Below are 21836 nucleotides of genomic sequence, written 5' to 3' on the forward strand. Positions count from 1 at the left end.
ACAGACCCTCCCGTCCTACCCCAACCGGGCCGCGCGCTGCCAGGCCGCGACCACCCGGACCGCATCCGCCGTGCCGGACACGTCGTGCACCCGCACCGCCCAGGCCCCGGCCCGGGCCGAGAGCACCGACACCGCAGCGGTCGCGTCGTCGCGCTCCCTGGCCGGGCGCAGCTCCCCGGTTTCCGGGTCGGCGAGCAGCGTACCCAGGAACCGCTTGCGCGATGCGGCGACGAGGACGGGACGGCCGAGCGCGGTGAGCGCGTCCAGCCGCCCGAGCAGCGCCCAGTTGTGCTCGGGGGTCTTGGCGAAGCCCAGCCCCGGGTCGAGGATCAGCTGCTCCTCCTTGACGCCGGCCGCCGCCAGCGCGTCCACCCGCGCGGTCAGCTCGGCGACGACGTCCCCGACGACGTCGCCGTACACGGCCAGCCGGTCCATGTCGGCGGACTGCCCGCGCCAGTGCATCACCACGAACGGCACGCCCGTCTCGGCGACGACGTGCGCCATGGCCGGGTCGGCCAGCCCGCCGGAGACGTCGTTGACGATCGCGGCACCGGCCGCCACGGCCCGCTCGGCGACGGAGGCGCGCATGGTGTCGATGGAGACCACGACCCCGGCGTCGGCCAGCTCGCGCACGACGGGCAGCACCCGGGCGAGTTCCTCCTCCTCGGTCACCCGCTGGGAGCCGGGCCGGGTGGACTCGCCGCCGACGTCCACCAGGTCCGCGCCGCGGGCCCGGAGCGCGAGCCCGTGCGCGATCGCGCGGGCCGGGTCGTGCCACAGCCCGCCGTCCGAGAAGGAGTCGGGCGTGACGTTGACCACGCCCATCACGGCGCAGCGGCCGAGCCGCGGCAGTCCGGCCGGAACGGAGAAGGACGGCGTATCGCTCATGCGCCCGCCTCGCTTCGCTCGGCGAGGGCATTCGCCCACGCGCGCCCTCCAATGATTCGCTCGCTGCGCTCGCTCATGCGCCCATTATCGAACGGGGCCCCCGCCGAGGATTCTCGGCGGGGGCCCACTGGGTCCTGCGGTGCCCGGATCGGGCCCGGTGCCTCAGGCGGCCTCGGTGACCTCGCGGGCGACGGAGTCCGGCATCAGGCCCTCGCGCTGGCGCTTGCGGCCGAAGCGCGGCATGCCGAGGGTGATGAAGGCCTCGGCCTGCATCGCGGCGAAGCCGATCCGCGGCAGGTCCCGGGTGCTCGGGAACACCAGGAAGCGCGGCTCCCACTCGGGCTGGAACTTGGCGTTGAACTTGTACAGCGACTCGATCTGGAACCAGCGCGACAGGAAGACCAGCAGGCCGCGCCAGGCCCGCAGCACCGGTCCGGCGCCGATCCGCTCGCCGCGGGCCAGCGCCGAGCGGAACATCGCGAAGTTCAGCGACACCCGGCGCACGCCCAGGTCGGGCACGGCCTGCAGGGCGGCGACGATCAGCAGCTCGTTCAGGCCGGGGTCGGCCGCGCGGTCGCGGCGCATCAGCTCCAGCGAGATGCCGTCCGGGCCCCAGGGCACGAAGTGCAGTACGGCCTTGAGGTCGTCGCCGGCCTCGCCCTCCTCGGGCGCCTTGTGGGCGGTGACCACGACGCAGTCGTCGTCGAGCGGGTCGCCGAAGCGGCCGAGGGCCATGGAGAACCCGCGCTCGGTGTCGGTGCCGCGCCAGCGGGCGGCGGCGTCGGCGATCCGGAACTTCTCGTCGAGGGTGAGGTCGCGGACGCGGCGCACCTTGCAGGAGTAGCCGTTGCGCTCGATCCGCTTGACCATCTGGCGGACGTTGCGCATGGCGCGGCCGGAGAGCGAGAACGCCGCGGTGTCGACGATCGCCTCGTCGCCCAGCTCCAGCGCGTCCAGGCCCGCCTCGCGGGTCCAGACCTCGCCGCCGACCTCGCTGCAGCCCATGACGGCCGGCACCCAGGCGTGCTCGCGGGCCTCGGCCATGAAGACCTTGATCGCGCCGGGCCAGGCCTCGACGTCGCCGACCGGGTCGCCGGAGGCGAGCATCACGCCGGAGACCACCCGGTAGGAGATGGCGGCCTTGCCGGTGGGCGAGAACAGCACGCTCTTGTCGCGGCGCAGCGCGAAGTAGCCGAGCGAGTCGCGCTCGCCGTGCCGGTCGAGCAGGCCGCGGACCTTCTCCTCGTCCTCCGGGGTGAGCTCGGGCTTCGGCTTGCCCGGGCGCAGCGCCAGGTAGGCGGTGGTGAAGGCGGTCAGCAGGCCGAGCCCGCCGAGCAGGTAGGCGACCAGGTCGGACATCCGCTCGTTGTTGTAGCGGATCGGGCCCTCGAAGCCGAAGAGGCCGTAGGCGACGTGCTCCAGCCGCTCGTAGAGGCCGGGGTGGCCGAGCTCGTAGCGGGTCCGGACGCTGACGATCATGAGGCCGAGCAGGACGCTGACGGTGCCCATGACGATCAGGTTGACCAGCGCGCGCCAGCGGGTGCGCGGGTCGGCCTTGGCGTAGAACTCGCGACGGTGCACGAGCATCACGGCGAAGACGACCAGGGAGACGACGGCCGGGCCGATCTGGTGCCAGCGCACGATGTGCAGCGCGGCACCGACCGGCAGCAGGACGCAGACCGCACGCCAGGCCCGGCGCTTGCGCCGGCGCAGCGCGTGCGCGAGCAGCACCAGCAGGAGGCCGATCATCAGCGTGCCGACCGCGGCCAGGGAGGTGGTCCCACCCGGCAGCTGTCCGGCGACGGTGTGCATCTTGGTGTGCCGGAGCTTGGGGAACACCGCACTGGCGATGTCCACCAGCCCGATCAGCAGACAGGCGTAGCCGACCGCACCGGGCAGCCAGGCCCTCGGGACGGCAGCGGCCTGGTTGCGCAGCGTCTGCAGACCGCGGCGGCGGCGCGGCTGCTCGGGGCTCGGCTCATCGGACACGGGAACACTCATGGGAGCTCAGCGTAGAGGCTGCGTGGGGCTGTCCTGTCACTCCGGGGGAGCACGTGTGATGGACCTTCATGCCTTTTCCTTCATCAGGCCATACGCGCACAAAGGAACCGGAAACGGACGGTAAACCGGTGCCGCGGCGCGCTGCGATCGAGCCGGGGGTGGGAGCCGGGGCCGCCGTCGCGCGGTGCGACGAGGACCTCCGGGACGCGTTACGTACGGTGGACGCCGCATTCTAGGGCGCCGGTTGCCCCCCGCTCGTCCCCGGCCTCGCCGGACGGCCCCGGCCTCCGGACAGCCTAGTCGCGGTGGCCGCAGCTGACGGATCGCCAGACGATGAGGCGTGCACCGACAGGGTCCCATCGGAAGGCCGACGGCATGGAACTGACCAGCGACGCGCTGGTGGACTCGCTGCTCGCACTCGGCGCTGCGGCTCTCCTCACCACACTCTGGATCTGGCCCCGGCTCGCCCGGCAGCGCCCGCTGCCGGTCCTCGGCCGGATCGGCCTGCTGACGGTCACCCAGGCCTCGGTGCTGGCCGTGCTGGCGCTGTCGGTGAACAACTCCTTCGGGTTCTACACGTCCTGGGACGACCTGCTCAGCCCCGGCGGTGCCAAACTGGTCCTGACCAGCAACGAGAACCACAAGGGCGGCACCCCGGTCTCGGACGCGCTGGTCCAGCCCACCAACGAGGGCGGCCTGGAGTCGGTCCCGAACCTGCCCAAGGGCGCCCCCGAGGAGGTCGGCAGGATCGAGTCGGTCCGGGTCAGCGGCAAGGAGACGGGCTACTCCGACCAGATGTTCGTCTACCTGCCCCCCGAGTACTTCGACCCGAAGTTCGCGCTGGTCCGCTTCCCGGTCATGGTGGGCATCGCCGGCTTCCCCGGCACCACGCTGAACATGCTGAAGGAGCTGCCGGTCGTCCAGACCGCGGCGGACCTCCAGAAGAACGGCAAGATGCCGCCGACCATCGTCGTCCTGGCCCGCCCGACGGTCGCCCCGCCGCGCGACACCGAGTGCGTGGACGTCCCCGGCGGCCCGCGCACCGAGACCTGGTTCGTCAAGGACCTCCCGGAGGCGCTGGGCTCCACCTACCGGATCGGCCGCTCGGCGGGCTCCTGGGGCGTCTTCGGCTACTCGACCGGCGGCAGCTGCGCGATGCGGCTGGCGATGCGCTTCCCCAACGTCTACGGCAGCGCGGTCGGCCTGCACGGGGACTTCACCGTGCGCGAGGACCAGTTCACCGGCGGCAACCTCTTCAACGGCGACAAGGGCCTCGCCCAGCAGAGCGACCTCGGCTGGCGGCTGCAGAACCTCCCGGCCCCGCCCCTCAACCTCCTGGTGGTCTCCACCCGCAAGGAGGCCGACTACCCGCAGACCGTCCAGTTCGTCGAACAGGCGCAGCAGACCGCCGCGAGCAACCCCCAGTTCAAGGCCGAGTCGCTGTACCTGGACGACGGCGGCCACAACTGGGACAGCTGGATCCGGGAACTGCCGGCCTCGCTGGAGTGGATGGGCTCGCACCTCGGGTGACGCGCGCGGGTGATTACCCGCCGGTCGGGCCACCCGGCCGGCGACCCCGGGGGAACGTATCGCGACCGCCCGTCCGGCCCCCGGAGGGCGCCGTCCGGATCCGCGCAGGAGGCGCCGTGCTGAGCACCCGCTCGCTCTTCAACGAGATCTACCGCAACGACGAGGCCTACCAGCTGTTCTGCAGCATCGCGGCCGGCGGCGAGGACCAGGGCGGCTGGGAGAACGAGCGGATCACCACGCTCACCCGGGACCCGGTCCTCGCCCCGAAGGTCGCCCGGCACGGCGCCGACGAGCGCAAGCACGGCCGGATCTTCACCCAGCTGCTGAGCAAGCGCGGCCTGCCCAAGGTCGCCGTCCCGGCCGACGCCGACTACTGCATGCTGCTGGAGGCCAAGGGCGTCGGCCTGTCCCACGAACGGCTGAACAGCGACCTCCCGCTGTCCGACCGCGAGATCATCACCTACCTCGCGCACAGCCGGGTCACCGAGCAGCGCGCGGCCGAGCAGATGCGCCAGCTGGTCAAGGTGTACGGGGACAACCCCGACCTCGGCCGCGCGATGCGGATGATCTCCGCCGACGAGGACAACCACCTCGCGTACTGCCACGAGGAACTGCTGCGGCTGCGGGCCGAGGGGTACGGCCCGTACATCCGGCACGTCCTGGAGACGTGCGCCCGCGGCGAGATCCGCACCCACCGGGACGTCGGCCTCGCCGTGACCGCCCGGATGGCCCGGATCCTGGGCTGGCCGCGGTGGCAGCTGGCGGTCGTCACCCTCGGGGTGCGCGCCCTCTACCTGTACGACCGCGCGATCGGCTGGCGGCGGATGGTGCGGCTGCGGATGCCCGAGCGCCGCAACGCCCTGGGCACCCCGGCACCCCCGCACGCCGAGCACGAGGCGCTCTGAGCGCCCCCAGGGGCCCTGGCGGCCCCTAGCGCCCGATGATCAGGCTCATCGCCTCGGCCCGGGTGGCCGGGTCGCGCAGCTGCCCGCGGACGCAGGACGTGATGGTCTTGGCGCCCGGCTTGCGGATGCCGCGCATCGACATGCACATGTGCTCGCACTCGACGACGACGATGGCACCCCGGGGCTCCAGGATCCGCATCAGCGCGTCGGCGACCTGGCTGGTCAGCCGCTCCTGCACCTGCGGACGGCGGGCGTAGACGTCGACCAGCCGGGCCAGCTTGGACAGGCCGGTGATCTTGCCGCTGGTGGACGGGATGTACCCGACGTGAGCCACCCCGCGGAACGGCACCAGGTGGTGCTCGCAGACGGACGTCAGCTCGATGTCCTTCACGAGCACCATCTCGTCGTGGCCGAGGTCGAAGGTCGTCGTCAGGACGTCCTCGGGCTCCTGCCACAGGCCCGCGAATATCTCCTTGTAGGCGCGCGCGACGCGGGCCGGCGTCTCCAGCAGGCCCTCGCGGTCCGGGTCCTCCCCCACGGCGAGCAGGAGCTCGCGCACGGCGTTCTCGGCCCGCTTCTGGTCGAAGGTCCCGACGGTGGCCGGACCGTCGAGAGTCACCGGGTCGATCATGCGGGCCTCGCTTACTAGGGGGAACGTCGGGGCGAACAGCACGGATGCCGCGCCTCCAGGGTACAAACCCTGGTGACGCGGCATCCATTCCGTCCCGGGCTCCGCCGGGAGCGCCGGATCAGCCCTCCGCGGGCGGCTCGGCGGTCGGCAGCGGCGGGAGCTTCACGATGTCGACCGGAGCGGTGTCGGCCGTGGCGGCGGCGCCGTTGGTGAGCGCCAGCTCCTTGGGCGACTGCACCGGCGGCCGGGTGGACGGCGTGCGGCGGGAGGAACCCGTCCAGGCCGGCCGGGTCGGACGCTTGACGATCGGGGCGAAGATCTCGGCGATCTGCTCCTTGTTCAGGGTCTCCTTCTCGAGGAGCTCCAGGACCAGGTTGTCGAGCACGTCGCGGTTCTCGACCAGGATCTCCCAGGCCTCGTTGTGCGCGCTCTCGATGAGCTTCTTGACCTCTTCGTCGACCAGCCCGGCGACCTCTTCCGAGTAGTCGCGCTGGTGGCCCATCTCGCGGCCCAGGAAGGGCTCCGAGTTGTCGCTGCCGAACTTGATCGCGCCGAGGCGCTCGGTCATGCCGTACTGGGTGACCATGGCCCGGGCCGTCGCGGTGGCCTTCTCGATGTCGTTCGAGGCGCCGGTGGTCGGGTCGTGGAAGACCAGCTCCTCCGCCGCACGGCCGCCCAGCATGTAGGCCAGCTGGTCGAGCATCTCGTTGCGGGTGGTGGAGTACTTGTCCTCGTCCGGCAGCACCATCGTGTAGCCGAGGGCCCGGCCGCGGGACAGGATGGTGATCTTGTGGACCGGGTCGCTGTACTGGCAGGCCGCCGCGACCAGGGCGTGGCCGCCCTCGTGGTACGCGGTGATCTTCTTCTCCTTGTCGGACATGATCCGCGTGCGCTTCTGCGGACCGGCCACGACGCGGTCGATCGCCTCGTCCAGGATGCCGTTGTCGATCAGCTTCTTGTCCGAGCGGGCGGTCAGCAGAGCGGCCTCGTTGAGGACGTTCGACAGGTCCGCGCCGGTGAAGCCGGGGGTGCGCTTGGCGACGGCCGACAGGTCGACGTCGGGCGCGATCGGCTTGCCCTTCTGGTGCACCTTGAGGATGTCCAGGCGGCCCTGGAGGTCGGGGCGCTCCACCGCGATCTGGCGGTCGAAGCGGCCCGGGCGCAGCAGCGCCGGGTCCAGGATGTCGGGGCGGTTGGTCGCGGCGATCAGGATCACGCCGCCCTTGACGTCGAAGCCGTCCATCTCGACCAGCAGCTGGTTGAGGGTCTGCTCGCGCTCGTCGTGACCGCCGCCGAGGCCCGCGCCGCGGTGCCGGCCGACGGCGTCGATCTCGTCGACGAAGACGATCGCCGGGGCGTTCGCCTTGGCCTGCTCGAAGAGGTCGCGGACACGGCTGGCGCCGACGCCGACGAACATCTCGACGAAGTCCGAACCGGAGATGGAGTAGAACGGCACCCCGGCCTCGCCCGCGACGGCTCGCGCCAGCAGGGTCTTGCCGGTGCCGGGCGGGCCGTAGAGCAGCACGCCCTTGGGGATCTTGGCGCCGACGGCCTGGAACTTGGCCGGCTCCTGCAGGAACTCCTTGATCTCGTGGAGCTCCTCGACCGCCTCGTCCGCGCCTGCGACGTCGGAGAAGGTGGTCTTGGGGGTGTCCTTGGTGAGCAGTTTGGCCTTGGACTTGCCGAACTGCATGACCCGGGAGCCGCCGCCCTGCATCTGGTTCATCAGGAACAGGAAGACCAGGACGATGATCACGATCGGCAGCATCGACAGCAGCAGGCTGACGAAGGTGCTCTGCTTCTCCGGGCTGATGGTGTAGCCCTCGGCGAGCGTGTTCGGGTCGTTGTCGTTGATCTGGGCCTGGAGCTTGTCGGCGATCGCGACACCCTGGTCGCCGATGTACGAGGCCTGGAACTTGCTGCCGGACGGGGTCTTGCCCGTACCGGCGTTGGACAGCGTGGCGCCGTCCTTCAGCTGGATCTTGATCGTGTTCGAGTCACCGGTGGTGATCTGCGCCGACTTGACCTGCTTCGCGTCGATCGCTGCGACGACCTGACCGGTGTCCACCGTCTTGTAGCCGTTCGAGTCCGAAACGACCTGCATCAAAACGATGACGGCGAGGACGGCCAGCACGATCCACATGATCGGCGCACGGAAGTATCGCTTGACGTCCATCCATGCGGGGCGTTGCCGCCCCGTCCCTCCTGCCACTCAGCGGCGCCGGGGGGCTGTGGGCCGCGGCGCATCCGGAATCGGTGCTCATGTGAAGAGCGGTTTATTGGACCGTACCGCAGTCGGCCCCGCCCATGGCGGGAGCACGGCGACACGGTTGTGGTTCTTTGTCCCCCCGGTCAACGGGCGGGAACAACGTACTGTTCCCGCCCGTAACCCGAACGGGGCCCTCAGCCGCCGTAGACGTGCGGGGCGAGGGTGCCGATGAACGGCAGGTTGCGCAGCTTCTCCGCGTAGTCCAGGCCGTAGCCGACCACGAACTCGTTGGGGATGTCGAACCCGACGTACTTGACGTCGATCTCGACCTTGGCCGCGTCCGGCTTGCGCAGCAGGGTGCAGACCTCCAGCGAGGCCGGACCGCGCGAGCCCAGGTTGCCCAGCAGCCAGGACAGCGTCAGACCGGAGTCGATGATGTCCTCGACGATCAGGACGTCCCGGCCGGCGATGTCGGTGTCGAGGTCCTTGAGGATCCGCACCACGCCGGAGGACTTGGTACCCATGCCGTAGGACGACACGGCCATCCAGTCCATGGTGACCTGCGAGTGCAGGGCACGGGCGAGGTCGGCCATGACCATCACGGCCCCCTTGAGGACGCCGACGATCAGCAGGTCCTTGCCTGCGTAGTCCCGGTCGATGCGCTCCGCCAGCTCCAGGAGCTTGGCGTCGATCTCGTCCTTGCTGATGAGCACCTTCGCGAGGTCAGCGCCCATGTCGTTCTGGTCCACCGGGGATACGTCCTCAAACGTTCGGGGTCTGTGTGGCCGGCGGCCGGCTCCCCCGGGGCATGCCCGCCCGTCAGTCGCCCTGCCGCCGAAAGACCAGCGTGCCACACCGGCGGGTGGCCTCGACGCCCCCGGGTAGGTGCAGCGGTCCCTGACCCCGCCATCCGGTGACCAGCAGGTCGACGGTTTCCAGGTGACGGGCGAACAGGTCGCCGGCCGGGCAGCCGGCCCGGAGCGCCGCCCTGCGCAGCACCCGGCGGCGGACGGCGGACGGCAGCTCCGCCAGTTTGGCGGCGTCCAGGGTGCCTTCGCCGGTCCGGAGGTCCCGCTCGGCGAGGGCCGCCCACTGGTCGAGCGCGTCGGCGTCGTCGCGGAACAGCCGGGCGGTGCGGGCCAGGGCCTCGACCACGCCGCCGCCCAGGTGCTTCTCCAGCACCGGCAGCACCTCGTGGCGCACCCGGGAGCGGGTGTAGGCGGGGTCGCAGTTGTGCGGGTCGTCCCAGACCGGGATCGCCTGGGCGGAGCAGGCCTGCCGGGTGGCGGCCCGGTCCAGCTCCAGCAGCGGGCGGCGGTAACGGCCCTTCTGGGCGGGCATCCCGGCCAGCGAACGGGCGCCGGAGCCGCGGGCCAGGCCCAGCAGGACGGTCTCGGCCTGGTCGTCGCGGGTGTGGCCGAGCAGCACCGCGATCGCGCCGTGGCGCTCGGCGGCCTCGTCCAGGGCGGCGTAGCGGGCGTCCCGGGCGGCCGCCTCCGGGCCGCCGCCGCGGCCCACCCGGACCGGGATCGCCTCGACCGGGTCCAGGCCCAGCGAGCGCAGCCGCTCGGCCACCTGGGCGGCGCGCTCGTCGGAGCCCTCCTGGAGGCCGTGGTCGACGGTGACGGCGCCGACCCGCAGACCGATCTTGGGGGCCTCGAAGGCGGCGGCGATGGCGAGCGCCATGGAGTCCGCGCCGCCGCTGACGGCGACCAGGACGAGCGGCGAGCCGGGGGCGGCCGGGGTGCGGGGCAGCCCGGACGGGTGGCGGGCGGCGTTGCCGATCAGCGTGGTGCCGACGGCGGCACCGACCAGCGGCGCGTCGGCCGCGCGCTCGCGGGCCTCGCGGGCGGGTGCGGTGAAGGTGGAACCGGCCTCGGCGGCGAGGTCGGTGAGCGTGCGGCGGACGGCCAGGCGTATCGCGGCGACGGCGGGGTGTGGGCCCACGGCGGACGACTCCTCGACGGAGGGGGGACAGGACGGCGGTGGGCGCGGCGGGGACCGCGCACATGTGAGCACCCTGTTACCGGGCGCTCACAGATGGTGGCAGAAAGGAGCGACCCGCTACGCCACCCGCGCCACCGGTACGACCACCGTCCCACGTTCGGGTGAATGGAGAAACGTATCTTCTCCCTCGGTCTGCCCGATTGGACCACTCGTACGAACGGGTTTGAAACCCGGTTGACCGCCGCCGACCGGCGGCGGTCCGCTGCTGCCCCGTCAGCGGGCGACGCGGGCGACCCAGGCGGCCGGGTCGTGGATCTCCTCCTTGGTCGGGAGGGTGTTCGGGGACGTCCAGACCCGGTTGAACCCCTCCATCCCGACCTGCTCCACGACGCCCCGGACGAACACCGCGCCGTCCTGGTACTGGCGCAGCTTGGCGTCCATCCCGAGCAGCCGGCGCAGGAGCAGGTCCAGCCGGTTCGCGCCGCGGTCCCGGCGCTGCTGGAACTTCTCCCGGATCTCCGCGACCGTCGGCACCACCGACGGGCCGACCCCGTCCATCACCACGTCCGCGTGGCCCTCCAGCAGCGACATGACCGCCGTCAGCCGGCCCAGGATCTCGCGCTGCGCGGGGGTCTGCACGACCTCCAGCAACCCGGTGGACGCCCCGGCGGGCTCGCGGCCGCCGACGCCCGACAGGCCGCCGCCCAGCGCGCCGGCCGCGTCGCGCAGGCGGTCCAGCAGGGCGCCCGGGTCGACGTCCGTCTCGGTCAGGAAGGACTGCACCTCGGACTGGATGTGGTCGCGCAGCCAGGGCACCGCCGTGAACTGCGTGCGGTGGGTCTCCTCGTGCAGGCACACCCAGAGCCGGAAGTCGGACGGGTCGACGTCCAGCTCCCGCTCGACGTGCACGATGTTCGGCGCGACCAGCAGCAGCCGGCCCGGGCCGGGCCCGTCCGGGCCGAGGCGCGGCTTGTCGAACAGGGCGGCCGGACTGTCCGGCGCCTCCAGCGAGGGCTCCGCGGGGGCGAAGGTCTCGTACTGGCCGAGCACCCTGGTCGCCAGGAACGCCAGCAGCGCGCCGACCTCGATGCCGGTGGCCTTCTCCCCGACCGAACCGAGCACGCCCGCGGCCGGGCCGTTCGCCCGGCGGGCCTGGAGCTTCTCCACCAGCGGCTGGACGACCGTACGGAACCCCGCCACGTTGGCCCGCACCCACCCGGGGCGGTCCACCACGAGCACGGGCGTCGCGACGGCGTCCGCCAGGCTCGTCGAACGCATCCCGGTGAACGCCCGCACGTGCTCCTCGGCCGCCAGGGCGTGCCGGCGCAGCTCGGCGACCACGGCCGCCGCCTCCGCACGGCTCACCTCCGGCCCCGGCCGCACCAGCCGGGTCGCGGTAGCGACCGCGAGATTCCAGTCGACCATGTCAGATCCGCCACTCGCGCTCGTCATGCCCTCACCGTACGTGCTCCGCCCCGCCCGGGGCAGCCACCGGCCCCACCCACGCCCTGCCCCATCCCGTCACCCCCCAACCACATCCGCCCCGGCCCCTCCGGGAGCCGACCGAACGGCCCGGCGCGCAACGATCGAAGGGCGCGGGCGGGGCCCAGGAGCGACGGGGGCGTGGCCCGAGCGCCCCCGGCGAGGCGACCACACTCGGCCGGCAGGCGGGCCGGCGTTTCGGCCGACGCGTTCGCCCGCCTTGGGGCCGCCGAGGGGACGCCGGAGGTGCGCCGCACGAGCGGCGACCGCCGACGCCGCTGGCGCCACAGGCGCTCGACGGCGGTTGGTGGGCACGGGCCGACGAGGGCACCGCCTCGGCGCAGCGGCCACCGATCGACATGCGCGGCACCAGCAGCGGATAAGCCCACGCCGGCTGGCGGGCACGGGCCGACGAGGGCACCGCCTCGGCGCAGCGGCCACCGATCGACATGTGCGGCACCGGAGGCGGACCGCCGACACCGTGCTGCCACCCCACGAGCCCCACTGCCGGGCGGCCTATCGCGGCCAGGCGGGGCGCGCGGCCCACGTCCACAGGGCGGTCAGTGGCAGCCGCAGGAGGTGAGGCGGGCGGCCACGCGGTCGAGGGCGGCGCGGGCGGCGTCGGCGTCGGCGTCGGTGCGGGCCATGACGGCGAAGGCGAGGAGGCGGCCGTCGGCGTCGACGACCGTCCCGGCGAGGGTGTTGACGCCGCTCAGGGTGCCGGTCTTGGCGTGGATCAGGCCGGCCGCGTCGGCGGCGCCCGAGCCGGCGCCGTAGCGCTTGCCGAGGGTGCCGGTGAAGCCGGCGATCGGGAGGCCGGTGAGGACCGGGCGCAGGGTGGGGTGCTGGTCGGAGGCGGCCAGGGTGAGGAGCTGGACCAGGACGGCCGGCGGGATCGCGTTGCCGCGGTGCAGGCCGCTGCCGTCGTTGAGGGTCACGTTCGTCGTCGTCACACCGAGCCGGCCGAGCTCCTGCTTCACCGCGGTGGCGGCGCCCTCGAAGCTGGCGGGCTGGTGGGCGGCGATGGCCGCCTGGCGGGCGATCGCCTCGGCGATGGTGTTGTCCGAGGTGGTGAGGAGGCGTTCGACCAGGCGGGCGATCGTCGGCGAGTCGACCCGGCCGAGGACGGGGGCGGTGGCGGCGGCCGGGGCGGCGGCGGGCTTGGCCTTGCCGTCGACGGTGATGCCCTGGGCCTTGAGCAGGGCCGCGAAGGCGTCGGCGGCCGCGAAGGCCGGGTCGGCGACGCGCGCCGGCGCGTCCTCGCGGCTCTTCGGGTCGGCCTTGCCCTCGTCGACCATCAGCGGGACGACCAGCGGGATGTTCTCCGCGTCGTAGTTCTCGTGCCGCGGGCTGCCCGTGTACATCGACAGGTCGTAGTCCAGCCGGACCGTCGTCGTCCCGGTCTCCTTCAGGGCGGCGGCGGTCTGCCGGGCGAGCGCGTCGAGCGAGGCGGGGGCGGTGTCGGCGTCCGCGGGCCGGCCGGCGATCTGCACCTGGTCGGCGGGCAGCACGGTGAGCGTCGGGTCGCCGCCACCCACGAGGGTGATCGCGCCGGGGTCGGCCCCCTTGACCACCCGGGTGGTGAGCCGGGTGTCGCCGGGGATCAGCGAGAGGGCCGCGACCGTGGTGGCGAGCTTGGTGGTGGAGGCCGGCGTCGCCGGGGTGTTCTCGCCGGAGCCGTACAGGAGTCTGCCGTCGGCGGCGTCCCCGACGGCGACGGTGACCGTGCCGAGGCTGCGGTCGCCGAGGGCGGCGGCGAGCGCCTGCTGGAGGCCCTGGGCGGTGGGCTGCGCGGTCTTGTCCCGGCCCGCCTCGACGGCGGCCAGGACGGCGCCCGGCGCCGGGGCCGGGCGGGCGAGCGGGGACGCGCTGCCGCCCGGAGCGGGGGTGCCGCCCTTGGTGGCCGGGGCGGACGTACCCTGGCTGCCGGGGTCGCCGGAGCGCTTGCCCTTGCCGTGGCCGTTCCTGCCCTGGTCGCCCTGCCCCTGGTCGCCTTGGTCGTCCTGGTTGCCCTGACCGCCCTGGCCCCCTTGTCCGCCCTGGCCGCGGCCGCCGTCGCCGTGCCCGGCGCTGTGCCCGCCCGGCGTCGGGGACGGCTGCGCGTAGGCACCGCCGCCCGAGGCCAGCACCGTCCCGGTGACCAGCAGCGCCACCCCGAACAGTCCCGCGGCCGTCCCCCTGCGGCGGCGCCCCGCCCCGACCCCTGCTCCCACCGACCGGCCCCTTTCCCGAGCACTCGCTCCCGTAGGAGACACTTGGATTCTGTCAGTCCCTACCTTGGAGGAACCGTTGGAGTTCGACGTCCTTATCGAAATCCCGAAGGGCTCTCGTAACAAGTACGAGGTCGACCACGAGACCGGCCGTCTGCGGCTCGACCGGATGCTCTTCACCTCGACCCGCTACCCGGCCGACTACGGCTACGTGGAGGGCACGCTCGGCGAGGACGGCGACCCGCTGGACGCGCTGGTGATCCTGGACGAGCCGACCTTCCCCGGCTGCCTGATCAAGTGCCGCGCGATCGGCATGTTCCAGATGACCGACGAGGCCGGCGGCGACGACAAGCTGCTGTGCGTCCCGGCGACCGACCCGCGCTGGGAGCACCTGCGGGACATCCACCACGTGTCGGAGTTCGACCGTCTGGAGATCCAGCACTTCTTCGAGGTCTACAAGGACCTGGAGCCCGGCAAGTCCGTCGAGGGCGCCAACTGGGTCGGCCGCGCCGAGGCCGAGGCCGAGGTCACCGCTTCGATCAAGCGCCTGGCGGACCAGGGCGGCCACTGAGCCGTCGTTCCGATCTCGATCGAGACCGGTTCGAGGTAGTTCGAGATAGGTCGAGGTAGGTCGGGACAGCCCGGGGCCGGGGTTCGCGGAGAGTCTTCCGCGGCCCCGGCCCTTGCCGTGTCCGGGGCCCTGACGCATCGTTGTTTACCGACGGACTGTCGGCAAGATGTCCGCTTAGGTTAGGCTAACCAAAACTGCCGGGCCCGATTCCGATCCCTGGAGGCCGCATGCCCACGCCCGAGCCCGTCCCGTTCTCCACCGTGCTCCGCACCGCCAGCAGCGAGGAGCACGAGGCCGCGGAGCAGTCGTCGTTCATGAGCCACCTGCTCGGCGGGCGGCTCGGGGTCGAGGCCTACGCGGACCTCACCGGCCAGCTCTGGTTCGTCTACCGGGCGCTGGAGGGCCGCGCGGAGCAGCTCGCGCAGCACCCGCTGGCCGGCCCGTTCATCGACCGGGCGCTGCTGCGCACCGCCGCCATCGAGCGCGACCTGGCGCACCTGCGCGGGCCGCGGTGGCGGGACGGGCTGGAGCCGCTGCCGGCCACCGCCGCCTACGTGGCGCGGGTGGAGGAGCTGGCCGCCGAGTGGCCGGCCGGGTACCTCGCGCACCACTACACCCGCTACCTGGGCGACCTCTCCGGCGGGCAGATCATCCGCGGCGTGGCGGAGAAGACCTGGGGCTTCGAGCGCAAGGGCGACGGCGTCCGGTTCTACGTCTTCGAGGAGGTCGAGAACCCGGCGGCCTTCAAGCGCGAGTACCGGGCCAAGCTGGACGCGGCCGGGCTTGCGATGGACGAGATGGAGCGCCGCCGGGTGGTCGAGGAGTGCAAGCGCGCCTTCGTCCTCAACGGCGCGATCTTCCACGACCTGGACGCGCGCTACCCGCTCGCGTCGTAACCGGGCCCCGGCTCGACCGGAAGGCCCCGGCGGGAAGTCGCCCGCCGGGGCCTTCGCGCGTCCCGGGGGTGCATCAGGACTGCGCGGTCCGTCGGCCGCGGACGAAGGCGGTGGCGCCGCCGCCGACGAGCAGGAGACCGGCGGCGGTGGCCAGCAGCGGGGCCACCGGGGTGCCGGAGCCGGTCGCGGCGAGCACGCCGCCGCCCGGGCCGCCGAGGCCGGAGGTCGTCAGCGAGGCGCCGCCGGCCGCACCCGTGCCCGAACCCTGGCCGCCGGCGGCCGAGTCGGTGCCGGAGCCGGTGGTCACGCCGGCCGGCCGGGCGGTCGGGAGCTGGGCGTTCCCGTCGAAGGCCAGCGTGGCGCTGACCGGGTCCAGGGCCGTCCCCTCCGGGTAGTTGGCGAACACCGGCACGCCCTCGGCGGTGAGCGTCGCCGGAACGGCGGACAGCGTCACCACGCCGTTGACCGGCGTCAGGGCGGACTTGGGCACGTCGAGCCTGGCGATCCGGGCGCCAGTCAGCGAAGTCGGCTTGCCGTCCTGGGACCTGCCGTTCACGTCGGCGGTCAGGAAGGCGCCGTCGCGGTCGATCGTCAGGCCGAGCTTGGAGAGCGTGGTGTCGAGCGCGTAGCCGTCCTTGCCGGGGTGGGCCAGGAAGCGGACGGAGCCCGTGAAGCCGGCGGCGAGCGTGTGGTCGGCCGTGTTGTAGCCGCCGGTCGCACCGCCGAAGCGGTAGTCGGACGCGCCGCCGCCGAACTCGACCTTGCCGGCCGCCATCGGGCTCGCGAGGTACTTCCGGAAGCTGTCCTTGACCGTCCAGTCGAGGGTCCCGTTCACGACCGGCAGCCGCCCGGCGGCGGGCGTGGCGGTGCTGGTCGGCGTGCCGGTGCTGGTCGGCGCGGCGGTGGCGCTCGCGGACGGGGAGCCGGTGGCACTCGGCGACTGCGTCGCGGACGGCGAGCCGGTGGCGGTCGGGGAGGCCGTCCCGCTCGGCGTGGACGTGGCCGACGGCGAGGCGGTGGGCTGCCCGGTGGGCGAGGCGGTCGCGGACGGCGAGCCGGTGGCGGTCGGGGACGGCTTGGCCGGGGCCTGCTTCAGCAGCAGCGACAGCGGGTCCATCTCCGTTCCCGCCGGGTAGAAGCCCGCGAACGCCTTGGCGCCCTGCTCGGTCAGCTTCGCCGCCGCCGGGGAACCGCTGGTGGTGTCCCGCCCGACGGTGAACGTCACCAGCGGCACGTCCTCCCGCCGGGTGATCTCGGTGGCCCCCATCGACTCCTTGGAGGCGGTGTCGGCGGTGAGCGTGCCGGTCGTCCCCGAGGTGGTGATCCGCAGGTCGCTCAGCGCGATGTCCAGCGCGCCGTGGTGCGCGGTGAAGCGAACGCCTCCGGTGAAGGACGAGCTCAGCGCGTGCGTCGTCAGGTCGTACGCGGCGCTTCCGAAGCCGAAGTGGAAGCTCCCGTCGGCGTTGGCGGTCGCGCCGCCGGTCAGCTCGATCGCGCCGCCCTGGGAGGCCGGGCCGGTGACGTAGGCGCGGAAGCTGCTCTTCACGCCCCAGTCCAGCGCGCCGGAGTCGTACGTGACGCTGCCCGGCCCGCCCGCGCCGAAGGCGAGCGCGGGGGCGCCGAGGGCGGTCAGCCCGAGGCCGGTGGTGACGGCGGCGAGGGCCGCCAGTCGGGTGCGGTTGCGGGACATGGTGGTGAACTCCGTTCGGGGGGACGGGGGGAGGTCGGAGGAGGGGTTGTCAGGCAGCCCGGCGACGGCGTCGCAGGAGCACACCGCCGGTCGCCGCGAGCGCGGCCACCAGCGCCGCCCCGCCGGCCACGGCCGCCACCGGGACGCCGTCCGGGGAGGACGGCGCGGCGACGGGTGCGGCGGAGGGGGGCGCGGAGGCGCCCGGCACGGCGGCCGGGCCGCTGCCGAGGTCCGGCAGCGGGGGCAGCGCGGCGGCCGGGTCGAGGGCGACGGCGAAGCTCAGCGGGTCCATCGCGGTGCCGGGCGGGTAGAGGCCGCCGAAGGCCTTGGCACCCGTCTCGGCGAGCGTGAGCGGCAGCTCGACGGCCTTCAGCAGGCCGCCCTCGGACGTGAGGCCGGCCGGGTCGAAGACGGCCAGTTCGGCGCCGGTGAGCTGCTGGACGGCACCGTCCGGCGTCCGGCCGGAGACGTCGGCGAGGAGGCGCCCGCGGCCGCCGGCCACGGTGACGCCGGGGTTGGCGAGGGTGAGGTCGAGGCCGTCCGTGCCGCCCGTCCGCAGGCCGGTGAAGCGGACCGTGCCGGTGAAGGCGGCGGTGAGCTCGCCGGTGGCGGGGTCGTACGTGCCCTTGGCCGGGCTCCAGCGGTAGAACGCCCCGCCGTCGGCGGCTCCGGCGCCGAGCTCCCAACGGCCCTGGGCGATGGCGCCGGTGACGTAGTCGCGGAAGGTTCGGCGCACGCCCCAGTCGAGGGCGCCGGCGGCGAACTCGGTGCGGGCGGGAGCCTGGGCGGTGGGCTCGGCGGTCGGCGCCGGGGCGGTGCTGGGCTCGGCGGTCGGCGTCGAGGTCGGCATCGGTGTCGGTGCGGCACTCGGCGAGGGCGCCGCGGATGTCGCCTGCGCAGCCGGGAGGTTGACCGACAGGGTGACCGGATCGAGGGCCGTGCCGGCGGCGTAGAAGCCGGCGAAGGCCTTCGCTCCGGCGTCGGTCAGGGTGGCCGGCACGTTGCTCAGGGTCAGGGTCCCGGCCGCGCCGCGCAGGTCGACCCCGGCCAGCGACAGGTCCGCGACCTTGGCCTGGCTCGCACCGCTCACCTGGCCGGTCTCCCGCGACTTGCTGCTGACGTCGGCGTAGAGCCCGGCCGCGCCGCCCTGGACGGCCCGGAAGGTGACCCGTCCGAGGCTCAGGTCGAGCGCGTCGGCGCCGTTCTCCTGGTGCCCGGTGAACCGGACGCCCCCCGAGAAGGCCGCGGTGAGCGCGCCGGTCGCCGGGTCGTAGGTGCCGTTCGCGGAGTGGAAGCGGAAGGCGGTGCCGCCGACCGTGGCCGCGCCCCCGGTCAGCGCCCAACTCCCCTTGGCGATCGGCCCGGTGACGTACGTCAGGAAGGACTGCTTGATGCCCCAGTCGAGCCGCCCGCCGGAGACCCGGCCCTCCGCGGCCGCCGCCGGCCCGGGCGACAGGCCCACCGCCAGCAGGGCGGCGAGGACGGCCAGCAGGGCGGCGGCCGGACGGCGGAGCCGGCGGGACAGAGACACGGCGGATCACTCCTGGCGCGACAGCGATGGACGGCGGTGGACGAACGGGGGCACGGCGAGCCGAGGGGCGGCGCAGCGCCGACCCCCTTGCGAAACTCAGGTAAGGCTAACCTAATATAAGAGTCAAGAGTCCCGCCGCCCACCCCACCCCACCGGACCGGAACGGGCGGCAACTCCCAGCGAAGGGAAGCACGTTGAGCAGCCGTACGATCCGATCCCGGACCGCCCGCGGGCCCGTCCTCCTGGCGCTCGTCCTCGGCCTGCTGCTCGCGCTCACCGCCTGCGGCTCCGGCGCGGGCACGGCCGGCAGCGCCGCCACCCGCGCCCCCGACGCCGTCGAACCGCTGCCCGGCGAGCCCGCCCCGCGGCTCCCGGCCACCGTGGCGTCCGCCGACGGCCGCCAGGTGACCGTCACCAGCGCCGACCGGATCATCCCGCTCAACGGCAGCCTCGCCGAGCTCGTCTTCAGCCTCGGCCTCGGGCCCAGGGTCGTCGCCCGGGACGTCTCCACGACGTTCCGGCAGGCCGCCGCGCTGCCGGTGATCACCCAGGCCCACGACGTCTCCGCCGAGGGCGTGCTGTCGCTGCACCCCACCGTCGTCCTCGCCGACCGCTCGACCGGCCCGGCCGAGGCCGTCGCGCAGATCCGCGCGGCCGGCGTCCCGCTCGTCGTCCTGGACGACGCCAAGCAGCTCGCCGACGTCGGCCCGCGCATCGACACCGTCGCCTCCGCGCTCGGCGTCCCGGACGCCGGACGGCAGTTGAAGGAGCGCACCGAGCAGCGGACCGCCGAGGCCAGGGCCGCGCTCCCGGCCACCGACCGGCACCCCAGGGTCGCCTTCCTCTACCTGCGCGGCAGCGCGTCCGTCTACCTGCTCGGCGGCCCGGCCTCCGGCGCCACCTCGCTGATCGAGGCCGTCGGCGGCGAGGACGCGGGCAAGGCCGCCGGGCTCACCGGCGACTTCACCCCGCTCACCAGCGAGGCCCTGGTCAAGGCCGCGCCGGACGCGATCCTGGTGATGAGCAAGGGCCTGGACTCCGTCGGCGGCGTCGACGGCCTGCTCAAGCTGCCCGGCGTCGCCCAGACCCCGGCCGGGCTCGACCGCCGGATCGTCTCCGTCGAGGACGGACAGCTGCTCAGCTACGGCCCGCGCACCCCGCAGGTGCTGCGCGAGATCGCCGCCCAGCTCTACCCGGCGGACGCCAAGTGAGCACCGCCGTACGGGAGAAGGCCGCACCCGGGAAGACCGCCGCGCTCCCCCGCCCGCGCAGCCGCGCCACGCTCGTCACCGCCGCGCTCGCCGCCGCGCTCGTGCTGTGCGCCCTGCTCGCGGCCGGGACCGGCGCCTACCGCATCCCGCTCGGCGACATCCTCGCCTCCGCCGCCCACCGCACCGGCCTCGGCGGCCACGCCCTCGACCGCGTCCCCGAGTCGGTGCTGTGGAACGTCCGGCTGCCCCGGGTCGTGCTCGCCCTGCTGGTCGGCGGCTCACTGGGCTGCGCGGGCGCGCTGATGCAGGGCGTGTTCGGCAACCCGCTCGCCGAGCCCGCCGTGATCGGCGTCTCCTCCGGCGGCGCGGTCGGCGCGGTGGCCTGCATCGTGCTCGGCCTGGACACCCTCGGCACCTGGACGGTCACCGCGTTCGCCTTCGCGAGCGGTCTGCTGACGGTCCTCGCGGTGTACGCGCTGGCCCGCAGCGGCGGGCGCACCGAGGTGGTGACGCTGATCCTCACCGGCGTCGCGGTGAACGCCTTCTGCGGCGCGCTGATCGGCCTGTTCCTGTTCGCCGCCGACTCCGCCGCGATCAGCCAGGTCACCTTCTGGCAGCTCGGCTCGCTCTCGCAGGCCACGTGGGGCAAGGTGCTCGCCGTCCTGCCGTTCGCCGTCGCCGGCCTGGCCGTCGCCCCGCTGTACGCGCGCCGGCTGGACCTGCTCGCCCTCGGCGAGCGCCCGGCCCGTCACCTCGGGGTGGACGTCGAGCGGATGCGGCTCGTGCTGATCACCGTCGTGGCGCTGCTCACCGCCGCGGCCGTCGCGGTCAGCGGCATCATCGGCTTCGTCGGACTGGTCGTCCCGCACCTGCTGCGGATGGTCGCCGGGCCGGGCCACCGGTTCCTGCTGCCCGCCTCCGCGCTCGGCGGCGCGCTGGTGCTGGTCGTCGCGGACCTCGCCGCGCGCACCCTCGCCGAGCCGGCCGAACTGCCGCTCGGCGTGCTCACCGCGCTGATCGGCAGCCCGTTCTTCTTCTGGCTGCTGCGCCGGACCCGCACCAAGCAGGGAGGCTGGGCATGAGACTGCGGACGAACCGCGAGGTGCCCGCACGACCGCTCCCCGGCACCGAGCTGCTGGCTGCCGCGGACGTCCGGCTGACCGTCGGCGGGCGCGAGCTGCTGGCCGGCGCGTCGGTCCGGGTGGCCGCCGGCGAGGTGGTCGCGCTGCTCGGCCCGAACGGTGCCGGCAAGTCGACGCTGCTGTCCGTCCTCGCCGGGGACGTCGTGCCGGACGGCGGCGAGGTCCTCCTCCACGGCCGCGCCCTCGGCGGTTACGGCGCCGCCGAACTCGCCCGGCACCGCGCGCTGCTGCCCCAGGCGGCGGCGCTGTCCTTCCCGTTCCGGTCCGGCGAGGTGGTCCGGATGGGCCGCGCGCCGTGGGCCGGGACGGCGGCCGCCGCCGAGGACGAGGCGGTGGTCGCCGAGGCCATGGCGGCCACCGAGTCCGCCGCGTTCGCCGAGCGCCCGTTCACCGCCCTCTCCGGCGGCGAACGGGCCCGGGTGGCGCTCGCCCGGGTGCTCGCCCAGCGCACGCCGCTGCTGCTCCTGGACGAGCCGACGGCCGCCCTCGACCTGCGCCACCAGGAACTCGTGCTGCGGGTCGCCCGGGCGCGCGCCGCCGCCGGGGACGGCGTGGTCGTCGTCCTGCACGACCTCTCCCTGGCGGCGGCCTACGCGGACCGCGTGGTGCTGCTGACCGGCGGCGCGACGGTCGCCGACGGACCCGTCGCCGAGGTGCTGCGCGCGCCGCTGCTCAGCGAGGTGTACGGGCACCCCGTGGAGGTGCTGGCGCACCCGCGCACGGGCGTGCCGCTGGTCCTGCCCGAGCGGTAGCGGTCAGTCCTCCAGGCGGAAGCCGATCTTCATCCCGACCTGGAAGTGCTTGACCCGTCCCTCCTCCAGATGCCCCCGGACCTGCGTCACCTCGAACCAGTCGAGGTTGCGCAGCGTCCGGGAGGCCCGCTCCACGCCGTTGCGGATGGCGGCGTCGACGCTCTCGGTCGAGGATCCGACGATCTCGGTCACCCGGTACACGTGTTCGGTCATGGCTCGGCTCCCTCAGCTGTGCGACGG

The 21836-nt window shown here is 73.9% G+C and carries 18 protein-coding genes; 7 read left to right on the top strand and 11 right to left on the bottom strand.

Annotated features, from left to right (window positions below; all coding sequences use genetic code 11):
* Nucleotides 1-15 precede the first annotated feature (15 nt).
* On the bottom strand, nucleotides 16-888 hold the full coding sequence (folP, locus tag ACFVSN_RS41550) for a dihydropteroate synthase (protein ID WP_380441106.1): 873 nt from the start codon (nucleotides 886-888) through the stop codon (nucleotides 16-18).
* A 162-nt stretch (nucleotides 889-1050) separates the two neighbouring features.
* Nucleotides 1051-2889 carry a phosphatidylglycerol lysyltransferase domain-containing protein gene (locus tag ACFVSN_RS41555; RefSeq protein WP_380441108.1) on the bottom strand — a complete coding sequence of 613 codons (1839 nt, stop codon included), beginning with the start codon at nucleotides 2887-2889 and terminating at the stop codon, nucleotides 1051-1053.
* 375 nt (nucleotides 2890-3264) lie between these two features.
* Here ACFVSN_RS41555 and ACFVSN_RS41560 point away from each other — a divergent pair, with 375 nt between their 5' ends.
* Nucleotides 3265-4419: an alpha/beta hydrolase gene (locus ACFVSN_RS41560; protein ID WP_380498599.1), complete on the top strand. Its 1155-nt coding sequence runs from the start codon at nucleotides 3265-3267 to the stop codon at nucleotides 4417-4419.
* 116 nt (nucleotides 4420-4535) lie between these two features.
* Nucleotides 4536-5324, top strand: coding sequence for a ferritin-like domain-containing protein (locus ACFVSN_RS41565; RefSeq protein WP_380441112.1), 789 nt, complete (start codon nucleotides 4536-4538; stop codon nucleotides 5322-5324).
* Between the two features lie 25 nt (nucleotides 5325-5349).
* On the opposite strand, the gene folE is transcribed toward ACFVSN_RS41565, so the two are convergent.
* The 6 genes from folE to dacB all read right to left on the bottom strand — a co-directional run bounded on the left by folE (nucleotide 5350) and on the right by dacB (nucleotide 13806).
* The gene (gene folE, locus ACFVSN_RS41570; protein ID WP_380441113.1) at nucleotides 5350-5955 is read right to left on the bottom strand and encodes a GTP cyclohydrolase I FolE; all 606 of its coding nucleotides are present in this window, start codon (nucleotides 5953-5955) and stop codon (nucleotides 5350-5352) included.
* Nucleotides 5956-6073: 118 nt separating this feature from the next.
* Nucleotides 6074-8131, bottom strand: coding sequence for an ATP-dependent zinc metalloprotease FtsH (gene ftsH / locus ACFVSN_RS41575; RefSeq protein WP_380441115.1), 2058 nt, complete (start codon nucleotides 8129-8131; stop codon nucleotides 6074-6076).
* A gap of 227 nt (nucleotides 8132-8358) precedes the next feature.
* Complete coding sequence (hpt, locus tag ACFVSN_RS41580) at nucleotides 8359-8913, bottom strand: hypoxanthine phosphoribosyltransferase (protein ID WP_030059589.1); 555 nt, start codon at nucleotides 8911-8913, stop codon at nucleotides 8359-8361.
* Nucleotides 8914-8983: 70 nt separating this feature from the next.
* Nucleotides 8984-10111, bottom strand: a complete 1128-nt coding sequence (gene tilS, locus ACFVSN_RS41585) for a tRNA lysidine(34) synthetase TilS (protein ID WP_380441117.1) — start codon at nucleotides 10109-10111, stop codon at nucleotides 8984-8986.
* A 273-nt stretch (nucleotides 10112-10384) separates the two neighbouring features.
* The gene (locus ACFVSN_RS41590; RefSeq protein ID WP_380441119.1) at nucleotides 10385-11563 is read right to left on the bottom strand and encodes a zinc-dependent metalloprotease; all 1179 of its coding nucleotides are present in this window, start codon (nucleotides 11561-11563) and stop codon (nucleotides 10385-10387) included.
* A gap of 590 nt (nucleotides 11564-12153) precedes the next feature.
* Nucleotides 12154-13806, bottom strand: coding sequence for a D-alanyl-D-alanine carboxypeptidase/D-alanyl-D-alanine-endopeptidase (dacB, locus tag ACFVSN_RS41595; protein WP_380441121.1), 1653 nt, complete (start codon nucleotides 13804-13806; stop codon nucleotides 12154-12156).
* 76 nt (nucleotides 13807-13882) lie between these two features.
* Between dacB and ACFVSN_RS41600 the strand changes: the two genes are divergently transcribed.
* On the top strand, nucleotides 13883-14374 hold the full coding sequence (locus ACFVSN_RS41600) for an inorganic diphosphatase (protein ID WP_329932372.1): 492 nt from the start codon (nucleotides 13883-13885) through the stop codon (nucleotides 14372-14374).
* A 227-nt stretch (nucleotides 14375-14601) separates the two neighbouring features.
* Nucleotides 14602-15270 carry a heme oxygenase (biliverdin-producing) gene (locus ACFVSN_RS41605; RefSeq protein WP_380441123.1) on the top strand — a complete coding sequence of 223 codons (669 nt, stop codon included), beginning with the start codon at nucleotides 14602-14604 and terminating at the stop codon, nucleotides 15268-15270.
* A gap of 73 nt (nucleotides 15271-15343) precedes the next feature.
* Here the strand turns inward: ACFVSN_RS41605 and ACFVSN_RS41610 are convergent, their stop codons facing one another.
* Entirely contained in the window at nucleotides 15344-16960 is a 1617-nt protein-coding gene (locus ACFVSN_RS41610; RefSeq protein ID WP_387958718.1) for an HtaA domain-containing protein, read from the bottom strand.
* A 49-nt stretch (nucleotides 16961-17009) separates the two neighbouring features.
* Nucleotides 17010-18491 (bottom strand): HtaA domain-containing protein, encoded by a 1482-nt coding sequence (locus ACFVSN_RS41615; protein ID WP_387958720.1) that lies wholly within the window; start codon nucleotides 18489-18491, stop codon nucleotides 17010-17012.
* Between the two features lie 194 nt (nucleotides 18492-18685).
* Between ACFVSN_RS41615 and ACFVSN_RS41620 the strand changes: the two genes are divergently transcribed.
* Genes ACFVSN_RS41620 through ACFVSN_RS41630 form a run of 3 tightly spaced genes read left to right on the top strand, consistent with a single transcriptional unit; the run spans nucleotide 18686 to nucleotide 21596 of the window.
* On the top strand, nucleotides 18686-19702 hold the full coding sequence (locus ACFVSN_RS41620) for a hemin ABC transporter substrate-binding protein (RefSeq protein WP_380441129.1): 1017 nt from the start codon (nucleotides 18686-18688) through the stop codon (nucleotides 19700-19702).
* Complete coding sequence (locus tag ACFVSN_RS41625) at nucleotides 19699-20784, top strand: FecCD family ABC transporter permease (RefSeq protein ID WP_387958722.1); 1086 nt, start codon at nucleotides 19699-19701, stop codon at nucleotides 20782-20784. The genes ACFVSN_RS41620 and ACFVSN_RS41625 overlap by 4 nt, the downstream gene beginning before the upstream one ends.
* Nucleotides 20781-21596, top strand: a complete 816-nt coding sequence (locus ACFVSN_RS41630) for a heme ABC transporter ATP-binding protein (protein WP_380441133.1) — start codon at nucleotides 20781-20783, stop codon at nucleotides 21594-21596. Before ACFVSN_RS41625 ends, ACFVSN_RS41630 begins: the two co-directional genes overlap by 4 nt.
* Nucleotides 21597-21599: 3 nt before the next feature.
* Here ACFVSN_RS41630 and ACFVSN_RS41635 read toward each other — a convergent pair whose 3' ends face one another.
* Nucleotides 21600-21809: a dodecin gene (locus ACFVSN_RS41635; RefSeq protein ID WP_380441135.1), complete on the bottom strand. Its 210-nt coding sequence runs from the start codon at nucleotides 21807-21809 to the stop codon at nucleotides 21600-21602.
* Between the last annotated feature and the right edge of the window lie 27 nt (nucleotides 21810-21836).

The sequence above is a fragment of the Kitasatospora sp. NPDC057904 genome (genome assembly GCF_042887925.1).
In the GTDB taxonomy this organism is placed as follows: Bacteria; Actinomycetota; Actinomycetes; order Streptomycetales; family Streptomycetaceae; genus Kitasatospora.